Annotated in this window: 14 protein-coding genes; 4 read left to right on the plus strand and 10 right to left on the minus strand. The window is 47.3% G+C overall.

Going from position 1 to position 19,687, the window contains the following annotated elements; genetic code table 11:
• Positions 1-9: 9 nt before the first annotated feature.
• Positions 10-1,140 (minus strand): glutamine-hydrolyzing carbamoyl-phosphate synthase small subunit, encoded by a 1,131-nt coding sequence (carA, locus tag AC2T0J_RS22545; protein ID WP_489807958.1) that lies wholly within the window; start codon positions 1,138-1,140, stop codon positions 10-12.
• A 305-nt stretch (positions 1,141-1,445) separates the two neighbouring features.
• A complete protein-coding gene (gene dapB, locus AC2T0J_RS22550; protein WP_489807959.1) occupies positions 1,446-2,252 on the minus strand; it encodes a 4-hydroxy-tetrahydrodipicolinate reductase in 807 nt (268 codons plus the stop codon).
• A gap of 219 nt (positions 2,253-2,471) precedes the next feature.
• Here dapB and AC2T0J_RS22555 point away from each other — a divergent pair, with 219 nt between their 5' ends.
• From AC2T0J_RS22555 to AC2T0J_RS22565, 3 genes are all read left to right on the plus strand, one after another.
• Positions 2,472-3,155, plus strand: coding sequence for a cytochrome b/b6 domain-containing protein (locus AC2T0J_RS22555; RefSeq protein WP_489807960.1), 684 nt, complete (start codon positions 2,472-2,474; stop codon positions 3,153-3,155).
• 303 nt (positions 3,156-3,458) lie between these two features.
• A complete protein-coding gene (locus AC2T0J_RS22560) occupies positions 3,459-5,006 on the plus strand; it encodes a rhomboid family intramembrane serine protease (protein ID WP_489807961.1) in 1,548 nt (515 codons plus the stop codon).
• A 251-nt stretch (positions 5,007-5,257) separates the two neighbouring features.
• Positions 5,258-5,908 (plus strand): hypothetical protein, encoded by a 651-nt coding sequence (locus tag AC2T0J_RS22565; RefSeq protein WP_489807962.1) that lies wholly within the window; start codon positions 5,258-5,260, stop codon positions 5,906-5,908.
• A gap of 93 nt (positions 5,909-6,001) precedes the next feature.
• Here the strand turns inward: AC2T0J_RS22565 and AC2T0J_RS22570 are convergent, their stop codons facing one another.
• The 8 genes from AC2T0J_RS22570 to AC2T0J_RS22605 form a co-directional block, all read right to left on the minus strand.
• Positions 6,002-6,328, minus strand: coding sequence for a DUF3392 family protein (locus AC2T0J_RS22570; RefSeq protein ID WP_489807963.1), 327 nt, complete (start codon positions 6,326-6,328; stop codon positions 6,002-6,004).
• Positions 6,329-6,471: 143 nt separating this feature from the next.
• On the minus strand, positions 6,472-8,373 hold the full coding sequence (locus tag AC2T0J_RS22575) for a propionyl-CoA synthetase (protein WP_489807964.1): 1,902 nt from the start codon (positions 8,371-8,373) through the stop codon (positions 6,472-6,474).
• A 145-nt stretch (positions 8,374-8,518) separates the two neighbouring features.
• Positions 8,519-11,062, minus strand: a complete 2,544-nt coding sequence (locus AC2T0J_RS22580; RefSeq protein ID WP_489807965.1) for a sensor domain-containing protein — start codon at positions 11,060-11,062, stop codon at positions 8,519-8,521.
• 366 nt (positions 11,063-11,428) lie between these two features.
• On the minus strand, positions 11,429-11,899 hold the full coding sequence (locus tag AC2T0J_RS22585) for a c-type cytochrome (protein ID WP_489807966.1): 471 nt from the start codon (positions 11,897-11,899) through the stop codon (positions 11,429-11,431).
• Positions 11,900-12,029: 130 nt separating this feature from the next.
• Positions 12,030-13,163 (minus strand): molecular chaperone DnaJ, encoded by a 1,134-nt coding sequence (gene dnaJ / locus AC2T0J_RS22590; RefSeq protein ID WP_489807967.1) that lies wholly within the window; start codon positions 13,161-13,163, stop codon positions 12,030-12,032.
• Between the two features lie 227 nt (positions 13,164-13,390).
• Positions 13,391-15,319 carry a molecular chaperone DnaK gene (gene dnaK / locus AC2T0J_RS22595; RefSeq protein ID WP_489807968.1) on the minus strand — a complete coding sequence of 643 codons (1,929 nt, stop codon included), beginning with the start codon at positions 15,317-15,319 and terminating at the stop codon, positions 13,391-13,393.
• An 87-nt stretch (positions 15,320-15,406) separates the two neighbouring features.
• Positions 15,407-16,057 (minus strand): nucleotide exchange factor GrpE, encoded by a 651-nt coding sequence (grpE, locus tag AC2T0J_RS22600; RefSeq protein ID WP_489807969.1) that lies wholly within the window; start codon positions 16,055-16,057, stop codon positions 15,407-15,409.
• A 15-nt stretch (positions 16,058-16,072) separates the two neighbouring features.
• A complete protein-coding gene (locus tag AC2T0J_RS22605; RefSeq protein ID WP_489807970.1) occupies positions 16,073-16,201 on the minus strand; it encodes a hypothetical protein in 129 nt (42 codons plus the stop codon).
• Between the two features lie 103 nt (positions 16,202-16,304).
• Here AC2T0J_RS22605 and AC2T0J_RS22610 point away from each other — a divergent pair, with 103 nt between their 5' ends.
• Entirely contained in the window at positions 16,305-19,682 is a 3,378-nt protein-coding gene (locus AC2T0J_RS22610) for a PAS domain-containing hybrid sensor histidine kinase/response regulator (protein ID WP_489807971.1), read from the plus strand.
• Positions 19,683-19,687: the final 5 nt, after the last annotated feature.

The raw sequence follows: 19,687 nt of genomic DNA on the forward strand, positions 1-19,687 counted from the left end.
GGCAAGTTCCTACTGCTTTGACTGTTCGATTAAGTCGATGAAGTGATCAAATAATGCAGCTGCATCGTGCGGACCGGGGCTCGCTTCCGGGTGACCCTGGAAACTAAACGCCGGTTTATCGGTACGATGAATGCCCTGCAGGGATTTATCAAACAAAGAAACATGCGTGACTTTAAGCGTATCAGGCAGGCTCGATTCATCAACCGCGAAGCCGTGGTTCTGACTGGTGATCATCACTACATCACGTTCCAGATCTTTCACTGGGTGGTTAGCACCGTGGTGACCAAACTTCATTTTCACGGTTTTAGCGCCGCTGGCCAGAGCCAGTAACTGGTGACCTAAACAGATACCAAAGACCGGTAAGCCGGTGTCAACGATAGTTTTGATAGCTTCAATGGCGTAGTCACATGGCTCAGGGTCGCCCGGGCCGTTTGACAAAAACACACCATCAGGATTTAGTGCCAGAACCTCTTCGGCAGAGGTTTGTGCCGGTACCAGAGTGAGTTTGCAGCCACGGTCTACCAACATACGCAGAATGTTGTGTTTTGCACCGTAGTCGTAGGCCACTACATGGTATTTATAATCCGCGCCGTCTTTGTAACCACCTTCAAGCTCCCATACACCGCTGGTCCATTCGGTGATTTGTGTGGTTGATACCACTTTGGCTAAGTCCATGCCTTTGAGGCCGGGGAACGCTTTAGCGTTTTCCAGCGCCGCCGCTTCATCCAACGCGTCGGTGCAAATAATGCAACCATTTTGAGCGCCCTTGTCACGCAGAATACGCGTTAAGCGACGGGTGTCGATATCTGCAATGCCTACTACATTATTAGCTTTGAGATAATCAGACAGTGTTTGTTCGTTTCGATAGTTGCTGGCAACGAGAGGGAGATCTCTTATAACCAGACCTTTTGACCAGATTTTATCAGATTCAACATCTTCCTGGTTGGTACCGGTATTGCCGATATGGGGATAAGTAAGAGTAACAATTTGTTCAGCGTAAGAAGGGTCGGTCAGAATTTCCTGGTAGCCGGTCATTGATGTATTAAATACTACTTCACCAACTGACATACCTTGAGCACCAATAGCAGTACCCTTAAACACAGAACCATCTTCTAAGACCAGAAGGGCGGAATTAGCCAAGTCAACCTCCAAATTAAGGATAACCGAGAGTTTTAAATAACACTCACAAAAAACGGGAGGTAACGTTACATTTACATCCCGTTTACTAGAATTTGCAGCTAATGAATATGTGCTTAAACTGCCGCCGAAGCTAATGCAGCAACGGTTCAAACACTAATTTTTGGCAAATTCCGTGGATTATAGCTTAAGAGACTTTAAAGGTCTATTCCGATCTAGAAAAATTATTAAAATAACCCATTAAGCCTAAAATTCACACAAACAAGCCAAAACAACCACTCATAGCAGCGTTTTCTGTCGTTTTATTTTTATTGTTGATTTAAAGATAATACATCGTTCATGCTGTACTGACCGGCATTTTGCTGCGACAGCCATATTGCAGCCTGCACCGCCCCGCGAGCGAAAGTAAGTCGGCTGGAGGCCTTATGGGTAATCTCCAGACGCTCTCCAATATCGGCAAATAACGCGGTGTGCTCACCCACTACATCGCCTGCGCGCACAGTAGCAAAGCCAATAGTATTGTGGTCTCGCGGTGGTGTTTTACCTTCGCGACCATAGACTGCACAGGTTGAAAGATCGCGGCCCAGTTCATCGGCTATGGCTTCACCAATCGCCATCGCTGTACCCGACGGTGCATCCTGCTTAAAGCGATGGTGGGCCTCAAGAATTTCGATATCCGCTGTGGCACCCAGCGCACGGGCCGCCTGTTTTACAAGGGATAACATTAAATTCACTCCAACACTGTAATTTGCCGCAAAAACTACCGGGATTTGAGTGGCTGCAACGGCCAGCAAATTTAACTGTGCCGCCGACAAACCGGTAGTACCAATGACCACAGGTTTAGTATTAGCTACACACCACTGCAGATTACTTTCGAAGGCTGCAGGCAGAGTGAAGTCGATCATCACGTCAACGTCTGCCGGATTGATAGAGGATAAAGCGCTACATCCTGTTTCCAGCTTACCTATTCCCGCCAGTTCACCGACGTCCATACCTACCCAGGGAGAATCATCGCGCACTGAAGCAACACTTAATGTGGCAGTGTCGTGTTCATTTAGTGCCTCAATTAAAACTCGTCCCATCCGACCATTGGCGCCAAAAAGACCTACTTTCATCGAAAACCTGCTTGCTTATTTAAGGTGCCCTTGGTTGACTGTAGGGACAGTTTCAGGGCAATGTGACTATTGATGAGCGAATTGTGCCTGATAGCTGTGCAGATGAAAACCCACAAATGGTTGAACTTTGCTACCTGCCCGGGTTCGATCAGGGTCCATTGTACTGACATTGAATTTTTTACGCTGAACCCCAAAAGGTTTGTTACAGGACTAATAGAAATGGAAAAACGTCTTATCTGGGATCTTCCAACCCGTCTGTTCCACTGGTTGCTGGTTGCCTGTATCCTGGCGCAATATCTCACCGCCGAAGTCTTCGATGCTATCGACTGGCATTTTAAAATTGGCTATTTCACACTGGGACTGATTTTGTTCCGCTTACTATGGGGCTTTGTGGGCACCACTTACGCCCGTTTCAACCAGTTTTTAGCGGGCCCCGGTACTGTGCTTTCTTACGCAAAAACCGTAACGAATCCAAATTCGCCAGAACATGCAGGTCATAACCCTATGGGTGGCTGGATGGTAATTGTGATGCTGCTATTAGTCGCACTACAGGGTATCAGCGGCTTATTTATAGGCGATGATATTATCAATAACGGCCCCTATTACGATGCTGTCTCCGAGTCCACCCGCGATACCATGAACGCTATTCACCATACAGCGTTTAACGTATTGTTGGCAGCAATTGCACTGCATATTATCGCCGTAGTGTTTTATGCCCGTTTTAAAAAGCAGATGCTGGTTCCGGCCATGCTGCATGGTAAAAAGCCCACCAATGAACCGGGTATTTCTTCGTCGCGACTATTACTGGCGCTGATACTGGTCGTAATTGTGATTGCAGCGATGTACTACGCCATAGAAATCGCCCCTCCCGCACCGGCTGTAGATGCGGATATGTATTACTAATACAACTTTAAGCCCGCTAATTAATGCGGGCTTTTTTATATAGGCCCGCATCACATACCGACTATACCAATTATCAGGAAAGGACAAAGTCGTGACCAGCATTAAGCGCCGTTATTTTGGTGTATTACTATTGCTCAGAAACTACCATCTGGCTGTTTTTTCCTGAATGGCAGGTCTGGGCGTATAGCATACATTTTACTTTTTCCATGAAAATACAGAATATGATTTTTCTTTGGATACGAGTGCTAATGAAAAGTCTCAGTAATAAGCAGTTGGATTTGATCAACTGGGAAGGAACCGTACATGCTGTCTGTTGTAGTTAAAAAATTTAAGCTCATCTTGCCAGCCTATATTTTTGTAGCGATCATGAGTTTACTGCTCCCGCTATTAGCCAGGTGGACGCTTGATAAATTAAATGTTGATGTTGTAAGACTGGAATATTGGGAATTATACATTCCACTGTGTCTGCCCTGGTTGTTCATCTACCCGTTTTTACGACCGCGTCTGGCATTGTTGAAATTTAAGAATAACAATCATCGTTCCGGGCTACAGGTGCTTGTCTGGCTATGCATCGGCTTAACGGGAGTGACTTTTCAACTTTACTACACCAAAGCGGCTTATCCGCTGGTTTATGCTAATGGCATACATGATTTTGAAAAATCAAAGCGTTCGAGATTTTATCAAATCAAGTGGTACCGAATTGTAGGTAGTGAAGCAACTAATCATGTCGACGTCAGGCCTTCTGATAAAGGGCGGGAACTCAGGTTATCACTGTATACCGCCGTGCCATTTGATAAAGGCCAGGCCGGTGAATCCAGCCAACATTATTGGTTTGGTTTTTTACATTCCAAAACCATCAGCAATCGTCTTTCTGAGACCGAAAAAAAGGAGCTATTGAAGGCATTCCTTGAGGATTCCTGGGCCAAAGTCGGTCATTATGACTTTGGTAAAATACGTTATCTTGAAAAGCTGTCAAATTCGGCCGACAGAGATTTATTCTTAAATGCGATTGCAAAATCGAAAGGCGAAAACTTTGATACTTCTGAAATAGTGATACTGACACCTCGGTTGGAACCCTTTACGCAAATAACAGGGGATAAGCTTTATTGGGGGAGTCTTACATTGGGTATTGGCACCGCACTGTTCATATTTATTTTGCTTTTTCCTCCTTTGAGTACTTCACGGGTAGCACAATTTGCCAAAGGAAATTTAAGGTTAAATAACCCGGTTAAAGAGGCTCTGGTATTTTTCTTGCCCGATAAATTACGGTTGGTTGGGCCATTAATTATGGGCTTAAACATACTGGCTTATTTAACGCTTTGCCTTGCTGGTGTTGATCCTATTTATCCAAATGGTGCTGAGCTGTTATCGTGGGGAGCCAACCGAAGACTTGAGACCATAGGCAACGGAGAATGGTGGCGGTTAGTCACAAGTATGTTTTTGCATGGCGGTATCATGCATCTGCTGCTTAATATGTATGGATTAGCATTAGCATCATTATTTATAGAACCGATGTTGGGAAAACTTCGCGTTGCATTGCTGTATTTGGGCGCGGGCATCATAAGCAGTTTGGCCAGTGTTCTCTGGTATGAAAATACTATTAGCGTTGGCGCCTCAGGGGCTATATTTGGCCTCTTGGGGGGAATTTTGGGATTAACGGCAACGAGTGCAATGAAAAGGCATGAAAAGAAAGCAATGTACTTGCTGTTTCTGCCTTATATCGGGATATCGCTGGCAATGGGTTTAGCTGGCGGCATCGACAATGCCGCACACATAGGGGGTTTATTATCCGGCGCCATGATCAGTTTGGGTATGTATTTTTCATCAAAGTTTAAATTCCAAACAAGCTAAGTTATTTAGTATTTACCCCTTACGGTTACTTTCTCTCGGCAACCTAAAACAGACTTGCCGCCATTTCGGCTGGGCGGCAGTATCGAAGTTATGCGTATCCGACATCACCGCAAAACTAACCTGTGCGATGATCTGAACTTTCCTCTGTAACCGCAGTGAGAGCATGTAGGTAATTTCAAACGCGCCATTGAACTTACACAAGGATGCTTAGTCGATATACTGTAAAATAATTATTCTCTACAAGGAGTGTTATGAATATTAAAGTGTTAGCCCTCTTCCTAATGGCGACATCTACGCTACTTGGTGGATGTATGAGTATCCCTGTTACTACCATGTACAAGATGTCCCAATTGTCTGTCCTGAGTTTGAATCCTGACGAAATTCAGGTTGCCGTGCGTACCAATGAATTAGTAGAAGTACATGGCGGCGCGGTTAATATCCGCATGGCCACCAGCAGCGACGGCTTGCCAAAAGGTAAAAATGAAGCAGAAACCGAAAACTTTCCTCCTTTCAACCATGAGTATAAGTTCAAGCCACAGGAACAGGTACTGTCAGCTTCTGAAAGTAATATCCCGGCCATTCTTAAAGATGACATTGAGGATAATGAAAAAATAACCATCCTGAAGTTTTATGACAAAGATGCTGCCACCATGAGAGATGCGCTGGCACAGGTAAAACGATATCGAGAAAAGGGCGCGAAAGTATTTGGTGAATTTTCTATTGGCTTCGAGAGCAGTTGCTTTAGCAATCTTTACCAATTTGATGAGCTTGAAGTTGATTTGTTTTTGCAAACAAAAGAAGACGATGGATTCATGCTGTTTTTCGAAGATATAGATATAATTGAAGAAGCCCGAGAGTACGACGTTGAAGAGAATTCCCTGGGGCAATGCAACGCGGATTAATCTATCGCACTACCAGGAAATGTTGAACTGTAGTGCAGAAATTTTGTTTTACATGGACACAGAGATCAGCAAACTTTCATAATTTCCAACCTGTCAGATGTACCGCCTGCGCTCCGCCGCCACACCGAGTGCGATAAACGCTGCAATAAATGCCACACCACGGTACTCGTAGGCCACAAATTTAAAGATATGATGAAGTAGTGGCGCGCCGTATAGGGTTAGCGCACCGTATCCAAACGCACACAGCAACACAAACAATCCGCTGCGAAGTATAAAGTGCAGGCCACTCAGGCTTCGCTTTACCTGCTTGTTGATAATATCGCCATAAACCACCAGCAAGGTAGCCATTAACATCAGGCTCATTTCGTTAAAATAACTCGCCAGCAAGTCGCTGACAGGCGTGGTTAAAGACGCGATCACGTACTACTCATTATCCGCTCTACAGTTGGCCGCATTTTGCAAGCTGGCCCGGGGTAAGTCAAAGAAAAAAGCCGGCTTACGCCGGCTAAAAAGCGACTCCCGAAGAACGAACAAGAGCAGCTTTCATATTGAAACTTTTGTCACTAGTCTGTTTCAGACTTCACCAACCCCTGCTCTTTCATAATGGCTTCAATTTCCGGCACACTGGCAGGATCATCAATGGTAGATGGCACTGCCACTTCCTGATTCGAGGCAATCTGGCGTAGTAGCTTACGTAGTATTTTACCGGAACGGGTTTTCGGTAAGCGTGGAACCACCACCGCGCGTTTAAAGCAGGCGATGGGGCCAATTTCCTTACGAACCATGGCAACCAGCTCTTTTTGCAAGTCATCCTCATCAATATCGTAACCGTCTTTAAGCAATACCAGGCCAACCGGCTCCTGCCCTTTTAACGCATCATGTACACCAATAACGCTGCATTCAGCTACGGCATCATGGGCCGCCAGGATTTCTTCCATTTCACCGGTAGATAAACGATGCCCGGCCACGTTTATCACGTCATCGGTACGGCCCATGATAAAGACATAGCCATCATCATCCTTGTAACCGCCATCACCTGAGCAATAATAACCCGGGTAATCGCTGAGATAACCTGATTTGAAGCGCTCAAAATCGCCCCAGATAGTGGCCAGACAGCTTGGTGGCAAAGGCAGTTTAATCGCAATAGCGCCTTGTTCGCCCGCGGCTAATTCATTACCGCGAGCGTCCAGCACCTGAACGTTAAAACCTGGTGTAGGCAGAGTTGATGAACCCGGCTTGGCAGGTTTTGGCTCAACTCCCATCAGGTTCGCACAAATTGCCCAGCCTGTTTCGGTTTGCCACCAGTGGTCAACGACCGGTTTGCCGGTTTTATCCACGGTCCAGAGGTAAGTTGGCGGATCAAGACGTTCTCCCGCCATGAAAATAGTTTTCAGTGAAGAGATGTCGTACTTGCTAATTTCTGCCGCTTCCGGATCTTCTTTACGAATAGCCCGAAATGCCGTGGGCGCAGCGAACAACGCTTTAATTTTGTACTCGTCGACCATTCGCCAGAAAGCGCCGGCATCAGGCGTACGAACAGGTTTACCTTCGTAAACAACGGTAGTGCAGCCGTGTAGGAGCGGGCCATAAACAATGTAGGAATGACCCACGACCCAACCCACATCGGATGCGGCCCAAAATACTTCGCCGGGTTGCATATCATAAACTGCCGTCATGGAATACTTTAATGCCACGGCATGGCCGCCGTTTTCTCGCACAACGCCCTTCGGTTTACCCGTAGTTCCGGAGGTATACAGAATATACAGCGGATCGGTGCCTTTAACCGCTACGCAATCGGCTGGTGTGGCTTTAGCCATCGACTCTGCCCAGTCAATATCCATGCCTTCATGCATAGCCGCTTTTGCCTGTGGACGTTGTAGTACAACACAACACTGTGGTTTATGCGCGGAGAGCTCAATAGCTTTGTCGACAAGCGGCTTATACTCGATAACCTTGGCCACTTCGATGCCGCATGATGCCGTGACAATCAGTTTTGGTTCAGCATCCTCAATACGCACCGCCAGTTCGTGAGGGGCAAATCCACCAAATACCACGGAATGTATTGCACCTAAACGTGCAATCGCCAGCATTGCTACCACGGCTTCAGTGATCATTGGCATGTACACGACCACACGATCGCCCTTTTCTACGCCCTCGGCTTTCAGCACGCCCGCGAACAGCGAGACCTGCTCCTGTAGCTGCGCGTAGGTCAGTACAGACTTGCTATTGGAAACCGGTGAATCGTAGATAATTGCAGGCTGATCGCCGCGACCATTCTCAACGTGATAATCGACGGCCATGTAGGCAGTATTCATTTCACCGTCGTCAAACCAGTGATAAATTCCGTCGTTGTCCTGGGTTAGAATGTCCTGAGGTGTTTTAAACCAAGGCAGAGCTTTAGCTTGCTCTGCCCAGAAATCGACGGGTTGTTCGATTGAACGCTGGTATTCTGCTTGGTATGACATACAAATTCACTTCCTACACTATTATTATGCGGTTTGAAATCTTCACTGAAAACTTCTACATGCTATTACAGTAATAGAAAATGGACGGTTTGCGCATACGACCATTGGCTTATATGTCGACAACTTAAGGCCAATTGAACTTTTTTTAATCTAAATCAATTTTACTTAACGAGCTGTTCATAATAAAGTCGCGCCAGGCTTTTTCAGGCAGAGGGCGAGAGTAGAAATAACCCTGAAAATACTCACAGCCCCGTTGACGCAAATACTCTCGCTGAAACTCGTTCTCAATACCTTCTGCTACGCAGGTAACGCCAAGCGCGTGGGCCAGGTCAATAATAGAATTCACAATGGGTACTTCTTCATCATGGAAGTTGATTTCATCAACAAAGTACCGGTCTATTTTTAACTCGGAAATAGGGAGTTCCTTCAGATAAGTCAGGCTAGAGTAACCGGTACCGAAATCATCGATAGAGAATGAGAAGCCTAATTCGCCAAGTTTATCCATGCGCTCACGGACTAAATCGATGCTCGATACCAGCGTAGTCTCCGTGATTTCAAGCATTAAAGTTTCTGGCGTTAAGCTCCACTTTTCAATCAGTTGTGTAATCGTTTCCACAAAGTCTGCCCGCACAATATGGCGGCCACTGATATTAACAGCAATGCGGGTATGCTTGCCATGCTGCTCACGTTCATGCAGCAACCGGCAGGCTTCGTTTATCACCCAGTTGCCTATATCAATGATAGCGTCACTCTCTTCCGCGATCGGAATAAACTCTACCGGACTGATCATGCCCAGTTCAGGGTGCTCCCAGCGGATCAGCGCCTCGGAGCCGATAACCTGGTTAGCCGCATTAAACTGCGGCTGCAACATAAGGTAAAACTCATTGTTCTGCAGCGCGGGCTGAAAAGAATGAATGATGGTATTGTAGCGGTTGTAGTCTTCAAACGCAGCGTTGTCGAGGGTTAACACACTGCCCGGCCCCTGTGTCTTTGCACACTTTTTGCCAAAGGACAGTACGCCATTGACCTTTTCGTAACTGGCCTTCGATGCCTCTAACCGGCATGAGGAAATCGCGGCGGTAACTGAATGAGTTAAATCATCAACTGCAATGGGAGTGACAATCGCTTTGTGGATCTCCCACTCCAGGGTATTGATAGTGTATTCGTTTTCACGATTTTTGCTGTCCACAGGCGCAGTAGAGAGGATAAGGAAGTTATCGCCAATACCGCGATACGCCTTTAAATCTCCTTCAATCGTTGCGCTTAAACGCTGAGCTATCGTGGCCAGTATTCTGTCGCCAACATGCTTGCCAAAGCTCAGGTTGTATTGAGTGAAGTTGTCCATGTCGATAAGACAACAGTAAATATCCAGAGCATTAAACTGGGAAGAAGCCTGATTGAGTACCCGTGCCAAATCCATTTCAAACGAACGCATATTCGGCAGCCCGGTGAGATCATCGAAATAAGCGGTCTTATAGATCTCTTCCATGGCCTTCTTGCGTTCGGTAATATCTTTAACAATACCGATAAACTGACGCTGGCTATCCTGAACAACTTCTGACAGGGAAAGTTCGATAGGAAACACCCGACCGGATTTATGTAACCCCGGTAACTCGCGCCCTACACCTATGATTTTAGCACGACCTGTTTCAAGATAATGTTTGATGAATTCGCTATGGTATTTGGCATAAGGATCAGGCATTAGCATACTGACATCCTGCCCCATTACTTCCTCGGGCTCGTAACCAAAAATTGTCGACATTGTTTTATTAGCGGTAATGATAGTGCCGCTGGTATCAATGGTAACAACAACATCGTTTAAATTGTCAAGAATCGCGGTCAGGTACGCCGCATAATTGTATTCGGTTTCCAGTAAACGGTACTGTTCGGTGATATCTTCTAGTGCACCGAACACCTGAGACACCTTTTGCCCGGTATAGCGTGGCTTTCCGGTGGCTTTAATACGTAATACTTTGCCGTCGGCGCGCCGCAGGAAACCTTCATGACAATATTCCTTACCCTCATTAACCACCTTTTCGAAAGAAGCCATTATGGCTTTTTTCGTTTCTGACGGAAAATAAGCCATGGCAGTGGTAATGGAAACCGGTGAGCCAATGGGTAATCCGTAAATATGGAACATTTCGTCGGTCCAGGTAATCACCCCACTGCGCAAATCAACTTCCCAGCCGCCGGTTTTTGAAATAGACCCTATCTCGTTGAGTAATTCGAGTTTCTGATTGAGCTGCTTATTTGTACTGATGACAGGACATTTATTGCTATGCGCCCGCTCAAGGGCTAATTTCAATCGCTCAGTGGCCAACTCCATAGCGAGCTCAGCCTGCGTTGTCGATCCGCTCTGTTTATCGAGTAAAAAAACCAAGCCCCCTACAGGACTGGTATCTTCAAGGAGTAGTAACTTTGCCAGGCCCTCGACATTGCCAAGCAGATTGCTGCCATTAACACTGAACTTATCGACTTTTTGTATACCCTGACTACGACGATCGAACTGTTTAAAGAACAGCTCATAACCTGTCACATCAACGATTTCGTCTTTATTCATGAAGAATAGAAGATTATCTGGTTCGCCCTGCTCATTGAGTGTAAACACGGCTACACCTAAACATTCAGACTTTGATACGGCCTGCTCAGCAATTCGGAGAAACTCGAGTTCGGATACCTTTTCCAGCATGTGGTGTCTGATGCGTCCTGCTAAAATTTACGGTTATTGGTCAGCCGTTAATAGTCCAGCCCGTTACTAAGCTTAGAAAACTATTCCTGAATTACAACTAATTTAGCATAGAAATCATAATCCCGGCCGGCTCCATTAACGATTGAACCTGATCAAGATACTACCAATCACAGCCCTTAAACTAAAGTATAGATTAATTTAAATTTTCACTTTTATTATAGTAATCTGCGTATTATCAAGATTTCCCTGTCCAAACGAGTATTCAAGCTGAATAGTCAAGTCATGTTGATTGCAAGATAGTGGTACAGCAGGTAGTAAAAACCGGCCTGTGGCCGGTTTCTGATAGATTCCGTTGAAGAGTTGTGATTACTCTTTGTAATCATCGTGGCATGACTTACAGCCGCCGCCCAGTGCGCCAATAGCCTTGCCGTAGCTACTCTCATCACCGGCCATCGCCACTTTTTTGATGCCAGTAGCGGCTTGTTTAAATTTAGCAATCTTAGCCATTACGTCTGACTCGTTGCTGAACAGGGCTGGTTTAGCTTCTGTATCCACGTCAAAACCTGTGGTATCAACCAGCAGGTAGTCGGCCATCATATCGGCTAACTGCTCCAGTCGCGTGGCATTGGTTTGCATAACCTCGGCATCAAAGGGCAACGCCCCCTTCGCCATACCAAACATAGGTGAAGCGTTGCTTTTTACGAGTTGAAACAGTGACTGGCGATACTCCACTGCAGCTTCAGCCTGTTTTTCTGACTTTGCAACGGTTGCTGCATTCGCTGCAGTTAGCATGCCTGCTGCCATTAGTCCCACTGTAAATACCTTTACTGATTTCATTTCCTGGTCTCCGGTTATTAAAGGATCGCCTTGGTAAGCGTAATTGTTATTACTATTTTTTATACTGGACAAACAAAAACGGATCAACAAGAGTTGATCCGTTAAATGTTTAATTTTAAAAGCCGGATGACTAATTGGTTAAGTCATCAAAGAACTTTTTAACACCGTCAAAGAAGCCTTGCTCTTTAGGACGGTGTTTAGCAGCGTCTGTGCCTTTACCCATTGACTCGTCCAGTTCTTTAAGCAGCTCTTTCTGCTTGGATGACAGGTTTACAGGGGTTTCCACTACCACTTTACACAGTAAATCACCGATAGCGCCACTGCGAACCGACTTCACCCCTTTGCCACGTAAACGGAACATGCGTCCGGTTTGGGTTTCAGGGCTGACTTTCAGCTTCACTTTACCGTCGAGCGTCGGTACCTGTAACTCTCCGCCCAGCGCCGCTGTAGTGAAGCTCAGTGGTACCTCGCAGTACAGGTTGTTACCGTCGCGGGTAAAGATATCGTGATCGCGCACGTGTACCTGTACGTATAAATCGCCTGCCGGAGCCCCGCTCTCGCCCGCTTCACCTTCTCCGCTTAAGCGGATACGGTCGCCGGTGTCTACGCCTGCCGGCACTTTAACCGACAAGGTTTTAGTCTGTTCTGTGCGACCCTGACCATGACATTCATTACACGGATCGCTGATAATCTTGCCACGACCTGAACAGGTAGGACAGGTTTGCTGAACCGCAAAGAACCCCTGCCGCATCTGCACCTGGCCCTGTCCATGACAGGTTGGACACGTTTTAGGGCTGGTGCCCTTCTTCGCACCGGAGCCATGACAAGAATCACAGACAACTAAAGTAGGTACGCGAATTTCCACCTCTTTGCCGCGTACGGCTTCTTCCAGTGACATTTCCAGGTTATAACGTAGATCTGCACCCTGACGAGCCCGTGACTGACGACCACGGCCACCGCCGAAGATATCACCAAACACGTCGCCGAAAATATCGCCAAAGTCAGCACCGCCGCCAAAGCCTGCGCCGCCGCGATTCGGATCAACGCCGGCATGACCATATTGATCGTAAGCTGCACGTTTCTGGCCGTCGGTCAGTACCTCATAGGCTTCCTGAATTTCCTTAAACTTTTCTTCAAGTTCCTTGTTGCCCTGAGTACGGTCAGGGTGGTACTTCATAGCCAGTTTTTTGTATGCTTTTTTTATCTCGCGCTCGCCGGCACTTTTGTCCACGCCAAGCACTTCGTAGTAATCTCGTTTCGACATATCGCTCGCTATTCCTACCCGTTAACAGCAATGCCGTGTGCATTGCCCGATTGCTTAATTGTTTCTATACCCATTTCAGCAACCATGTGTTTTGGATCACTGTTTGCCTTAGTGGCTGTTAACATAGTTTGTGGAATGGGTATTACATAAAAAGGCGCAACAAGCTGTATGCTGCTGCGCCTGATGGTAACGCTAACCGGCGGCGAACCGCCGGTATTTCGTGTTACTTACTTCTTGTCGTCGTCTTTGACTTCTTCAAACTCAGCGTCAACAACGTCATCGTCAGGCTTGCCCTGGCTTGCACCAGCATCCGCGCCTTCGGCACCGCCAGCCGCAGCTTGCTGTGCCTGAGCCGCTTCCATCAGCTTGGATGAAGCCTGGATCAGTTCCTGAGTTTTTGCTTCGATTTCCGCTTTATCTTCACCTTTGGCTGCTGTTTCCAGCGCGCTCAGGGCTTCTTCGATAGGCGCTTTATCGTCGGCGCTCAGTGCGTCACCTACTTCGTCCATTTGCTTGCGGGTAGCGTGGATCATACCATCAGCCTGGTTACGAGTCTGAATCAGTTCTTCAAACTTCTTATCCGCTTCTTTGTTCGCTTCCGCGTCGGCAACCATTTTTTCGATTTCGTCTTCGTTCAGACCAGAAGACGCCTGGATGGTGATCTTCTGTTCTTTACCGGTGTCCTTATCTTTAGCAGATACATGCAGGATACCATCGGCATCGATATCGAAAGTGACTTCGATTTGCGGTACACCGCGCGCTGCCGGACGAATACCTTCTAAGTTAAACTGACCCAGTGACTTGTTACCCTGTGCCTGTTTACGTTCACCCTGCAGCACGTGTACGGTTACTGCAGACTGGTTGTCTTCTGCGGTTGAGAAGGTTTGCGATTTTTTAGTAGGAATCGTAGTGTTCTTCTCAATCAGTGCTGTCATTACGCCGCCCATGGTTTCGATACCCAGTGAAAGCGGGGTAACATCCAGCAGCAATACGTCTTTCACATCACCAGACAGTACACCACCTTGAATTGCAGCACCAACCGCTACCGCTTCATCAGGGTTAACGTCTTTACGTGGTTCTTTACCGAAGAACTCTGTTACGTACTTCTGTACCAGAGGCATACGGGTCTGACCACCTACCAGGATAATGTCGTTTACATCGCTAACTGAAAGGTCAGCATCAGCCAGCGCTTTCTTAACCGGCTCAAGTGACTCTTTCACCATGTCTTCTACCAGTGACTCAAGCTTGGCACGGGTCAGTTTAATCGCTAAGTGCTTAGGACCTGAACCATCAGCCGTAATGTACGGTAGGTTAACTTCTGTTTGCTGAGAAGAAGACAGTTCAATTTTCGCTTTCTCACCCGCTTCTTTTAAGCGTTGCATCGCCAGCGGATCTTTACGCAGGTTGATGCCCTGATCTTTATGGAACTCATCGACCAGGTAAGTGATAACGCGGTTATCGAAGTCTTCACCACCTAAGTGCGTGTCACCGTTGGTCGCCAGTACTTCAAACGTGTGCTCGCCGTCTACTTCATCAATTTCGATGATAGAGATATCGAAGGTACCACCACCTAAATCGTAAACCGCAACAACGTTATCACCTTGCTTTTTGTCCATGCCGTAGGCAAGTGCAGCAGCTGTCGGCTCGTTGATAATACGCTTAACTTCAAGGCCCGCGATACGACCAGCGTCTTTAGTTGCCTGACGCTGAGAGTCGTTAAAGTAAGCCGGCACAGTGATTACCGCACCCGTTACTTTTTCGCCCAGATAGTCTTCGGCGGTCTTTTTCATTTTCTTCAGTACTTCGGCAGAAACCTGCGGCGGCGCCATTTTGTCGCCTTTTACTTCTACCCATGCATCACCGTTGTCAGCCTTGGCAATTTTGAAAGGCATGATGTCGATGTCGCGCTGTACTTCTTTGTCTTCAAAACGACGACCAATTAAACGCTTGATAGCGAATAAGGTGTTTTCCGGGTTTGTCACAGCCTGACGCTTTGCAGACTGACCAACCAGGGTTTCGCCGTCGTTAGTGTAAGCGATAATTGATGGCGTGGTGCGGTCACCTTCCGCGTTCTCAATCACTCGCGGTTTGTCGCCGTCTAAAACTGCGACACATGAATTCGTTGTACCTAAATCGATACCAATGATTCTACCCATTACGTGTCTCCGTATAATTCTGTAATCTTGCAAAATTAGTGGGGTTATTTCCCACCGATTTCAATAGTTGTTGAAAAAAATATCTTATTAAGCCTGCGTATCCACACCGTCACTTGGAGCACGCGAAACCATTACCATGGCTGGACGAAGCAAACGTCCATTTAATTCATAACCTTTCTGCATTACTGCTATTACCGTATTTGGTTCGTGGTCAGCACTTTCCTGCATCGACATTGCCTGGTGTAGCTCCGGATTGAACGCCTCGCCTTGCGGATCAATAGGGGCCATTCCAAATTTTTCAATTGTGCTAACAAAAGATTTTAGGGTCATTTCAACCCCCTCAACCATCGGCTTGATAGCTTCGTTCTCGGTATCCGCCATTTGCAGGCCGCGCTCGAGATTATCAATCACTGGCAGCAGTTCACCAGCGAAGCGTTCTAAGGCAAATTTGCGGGCTTTTTCTACTTCACCGTCGGCACGACGGCGAGCGTTATCGGCTTCTGCACGAGCCCGTAACACACTGTCCTGCTGCTCGGTAACTTTGGCTTCAGCCGCGGCCAATGCTTTTTCCAGGCTGGCAAGCTTTTCTGCCGTTTCGTCGACGACTTCGCCAGCCAGGGCTGCTTCGGGAGCTTCGCCCTCTACCACTTCCACTTGCTCAGTATCAACTGCCTGGGCTTCGGTCTGGGGATCTACGGTTTCATTTTGTTCTGATTGCACGTCGCGCGGCTCGCTCATGCTTTCCTCCACAAGTTAAATTGGGTCGTTTTTCACATTGAGGCTATTTATGGGGGTGGTTTGACGACCTTCAAGGGTATCCACAATTTTTTTATGGTTTGCCGCAATTTTCTTTGCCCACTGGCGGTCAATGGCCGTTTTCATTACTAATATCAGTTACGTTTTACTGATAAAAAATGTTTACAAAATATCAACATGAACAGGAATTATGCTAATTTAACTGCGCAGCAAATAGGGGCTATTCATCATGCTAAACATTTGGAGTGTCAGCGCTATCGTCCTGCTTTATCTGGCAGGTTTATTCGCGCTGGCATTTTGGGGTGACAAAAAAATTGATAAAAATAAGCAGCATCCCGTCCTGTATAGTTTAGGACTCGGGGTTCACTGTACCTCCTGGGCATTTTTTGGCACCACCACACAAACCACTCATTATGGCTGGCCGGTTTTTCCTACTTATGTTGGCATTGCACTGGTGATGCTGTTTGCCTTTCCGGTGTTAATTAAAATTACCCGTATTTGTCAGCAGAACAGTGTCAGCTCCCTGGCTGATTTTATCAGTCTGCGCTATGACCGCTCACATAGTCTGGCAGCACTGATCACCCTGTTATGTTTTGTTGGCGTTGTGCCCTACATCGCCCTGCAACTCGATGCTATTACCGAAAGCATTAACCTGCTTACCGCTGATGCAGAAAGTGGTTCTGGCACGGTAGGGTTGTACGTGGCCGCGTTAATGGCACTGTTCGCTATTTTGTTCGGAACACAAACCCTCAGCCTGACCGAAAAACACCCGGGTCTGCTGGTGACCATTGCTGCAGAGTCAATGATCAAGCTTGTTGGCTTAAGCATCGTAGGAATTTATGTGTGTTACGGATTGTTTGACGGCATTTTTGACCTGGTTGCCCAGGCCGCACAACATCAACCCGGTCGAGACATTCTATACGCGGATAAAAGCTGGACTGTTTATTTAAGCCATATACTCCTGGGCATTTGCGCCATGTTTATTCTACCCCGTCAGTTTCATATGAATTTCGTCGAGAATAACGGTGCCGGTGAACTCAAAACGGCCCGCTGGTTATTTCCTCTATACCTGCTGGGCATGACGGTTTTTCTGCTCCCCATTGCCTTAGCCGGCAGTCTGTTGCTAGACCCTACAACGGCTCAATCAGACTCGCTGGTACTGGCTATTCCGCTACATGAACAAAACCTTAGCGTATCGGTCATTGCCTTTTTGGGCGGCCTGTCGGCTACCACCAGCATGATCATAGTCGCCACCCTGGCGCTGGGGATTATGATTGCCAATAATCTGATTACGCCACTATGGTTTAAGTTCAAGCTCAAAAAACAGACTCGGCATACCATGGAAGCCAGCCAGCTACTGAATATCCGGCGGTTAACCGTACTGGTCGTATTGTCAGTGGCGTTTTGGTACCACGTTAATATCAGTCAAAGCGCGCCGCTGGTAAAAAGCGGCATCATCGCCATGGCGCTGTTATCGCAAATGCTACCCGCTATGATGTTCAGCCTGTACTGGCAAAAAAGCAGTAAGGCCGCAGCCATCAGTGGCATGCTGGCGGGATTCATCGGCTGGGTGGCCTGGATGCTTTATCCCAGTCTTTTATCCAGTTATTACTTTAACCCTATTCCTAGCGACCATGAACTCGCTTCCAGCTATGTACTGAGCCTGGTGATTAACTGCGCGGTGTATGTACTCGTTGCAGTTGCGCTGCCTGCTACTAAACCCACCTCGGCTAAAGAGCAAGGCCACTCCGAAAACCGGTTAGACGAGCCGGAACTGGCGATCCCGGTGAACGACTTATTAGCGCTTACCGAGCGGGTGTTGGATCCGGTTACCCATGCTACGTTGGCTAACCAGTTAAGCGTTACTGACTCAGGAAGTCATCGTCAGGGCTATGCCAGTCAAGGCCTGCTTGTACGGGTAGAAAAACTGATGGCGGGACAAATTGGTCATCCCAGCGCCCGCTTGCTATTAACCGCGATTGCCGATACCCAGGGCCGTGGCTTTTCCAACCTTGTGCACTGGGTAGAGGAAGCTTCGCAAAGTTTTCAGTTTAATCATGAAATCCTGATGTCGTCGGTACAACATATTCAACAGGGAATTGTGGTACTCGATCAGAGCCTGGATGTGCTGGCCTGGAACGACAGCTATCTGGATATGTTTAATTACCCTGTTGGCGTGGTTCAGGTAGGCATGCCGATTAAAGATCTTTTGCAGTATAACGCTCAACGCGGTCTGTTAGGCGAAGTCGACAATATGCAGAAAGAGATCAACAAACGCGTACAGTATATGGCCGATGGCAGTCAGTACAAATATGTGCGTAAGCAGACTGACGGCCGGGTTATTGAACTCAACGGCAGTCCACTTCCAGGAGGCGGTTATGTCACCACGTATAGCGATATTACCAGCTATATTCGTATTCAGGATGAGCTGGAACAGGCTAAAGCTGACTTAGAAGCGCGTGTCGCCCATCGAACCAAACAGCTTGAAGTGGCGAAGCAAGAAGCTGACCAGGCCAATTTAAGCAAAACAAAGTTTCTTGCTGCGGCAGGGCATGATCTCATGCAGCCGTTTAATGCGGCCACACTGTTTGCTTCTATGCTGGTGCAGAAAACGTCAGGTACTGAATTACACACCATGAGCGAAGGACTTTTACATTCACTCAACAGTGCAGAATCATTGCTGACTTCACTATTGGATATGACACGTCTTGAATCCGGCCGCCTGACAGTCCAGAAAACCCATTTTGCTCTCGATGACGTGCTTGCCGGGCTGGTAAATGGGTTTAGGATCATCGGCGAACAGAAATCTTTGAAACTCAGCTATGTACCCACCAGCGTGAATGTATATTCAGACCCCAAACTGTTGCGCCGGATTATTCAGAATTTGTTATCCAACGCGGTGCGCTACACCCAAAGCGGTAGGGTGTTAATTGGTGTTCGTCATCGCTCCGCCAGCTTTGTCGAGATCGCGGTTTTCGACACTGGCCCTGGTATTCCGGAAAATCAGTTACAAGAGATCTTTAATGAATTTCATCAGCTTGATCACCAGCATAATCAGGGACTCGGGCTGGGCCTCACCATAGTGGAGCGGATCAGCCAGTTATTGGTTCACCCGGTTAATGTAGTCTCCCAACCCGGCAAAGGCACAGCATTCAGCATCCGTGTGGAGCGTTCACCTGACAACTTGCAGCGCCATCCCGACGCAGTAGCTGAAAAACGCCCTGATCCGGTAAATTTACTTGATAAGCAATGCGTTCTGATTATCGAAAATGACGAGCAAATCAGCGCTGCTATGGAAGTACTGCTTTCTGACTGGGGAGCTAATGTAATCGTTGCCAAAACAGCTACTCAGGCCCTTGCGCTGAAGACGATACCTGATTTGATGCTGGTTGATTATCATTTGGATCATGGCGAAACAGGCATTAACGTCGCGCGTCAGTTGCGCGAACACTGGCAGCGTGCGGTACCCGGTATTCTGAATACCGCTAACCGGCATGACGGTGTTCGCGATGAAGCACGTGAGGCAGGATTGCTGTATCTACCCAAACCGTTAAAACCTGCGGCACTCAAACGTATGCTGAAACAACATAAACTGACCAGTGGCTAACGCTG

It is taken from the genome of Alteromonas sp. ISO5, assembly GCF_058105165.1.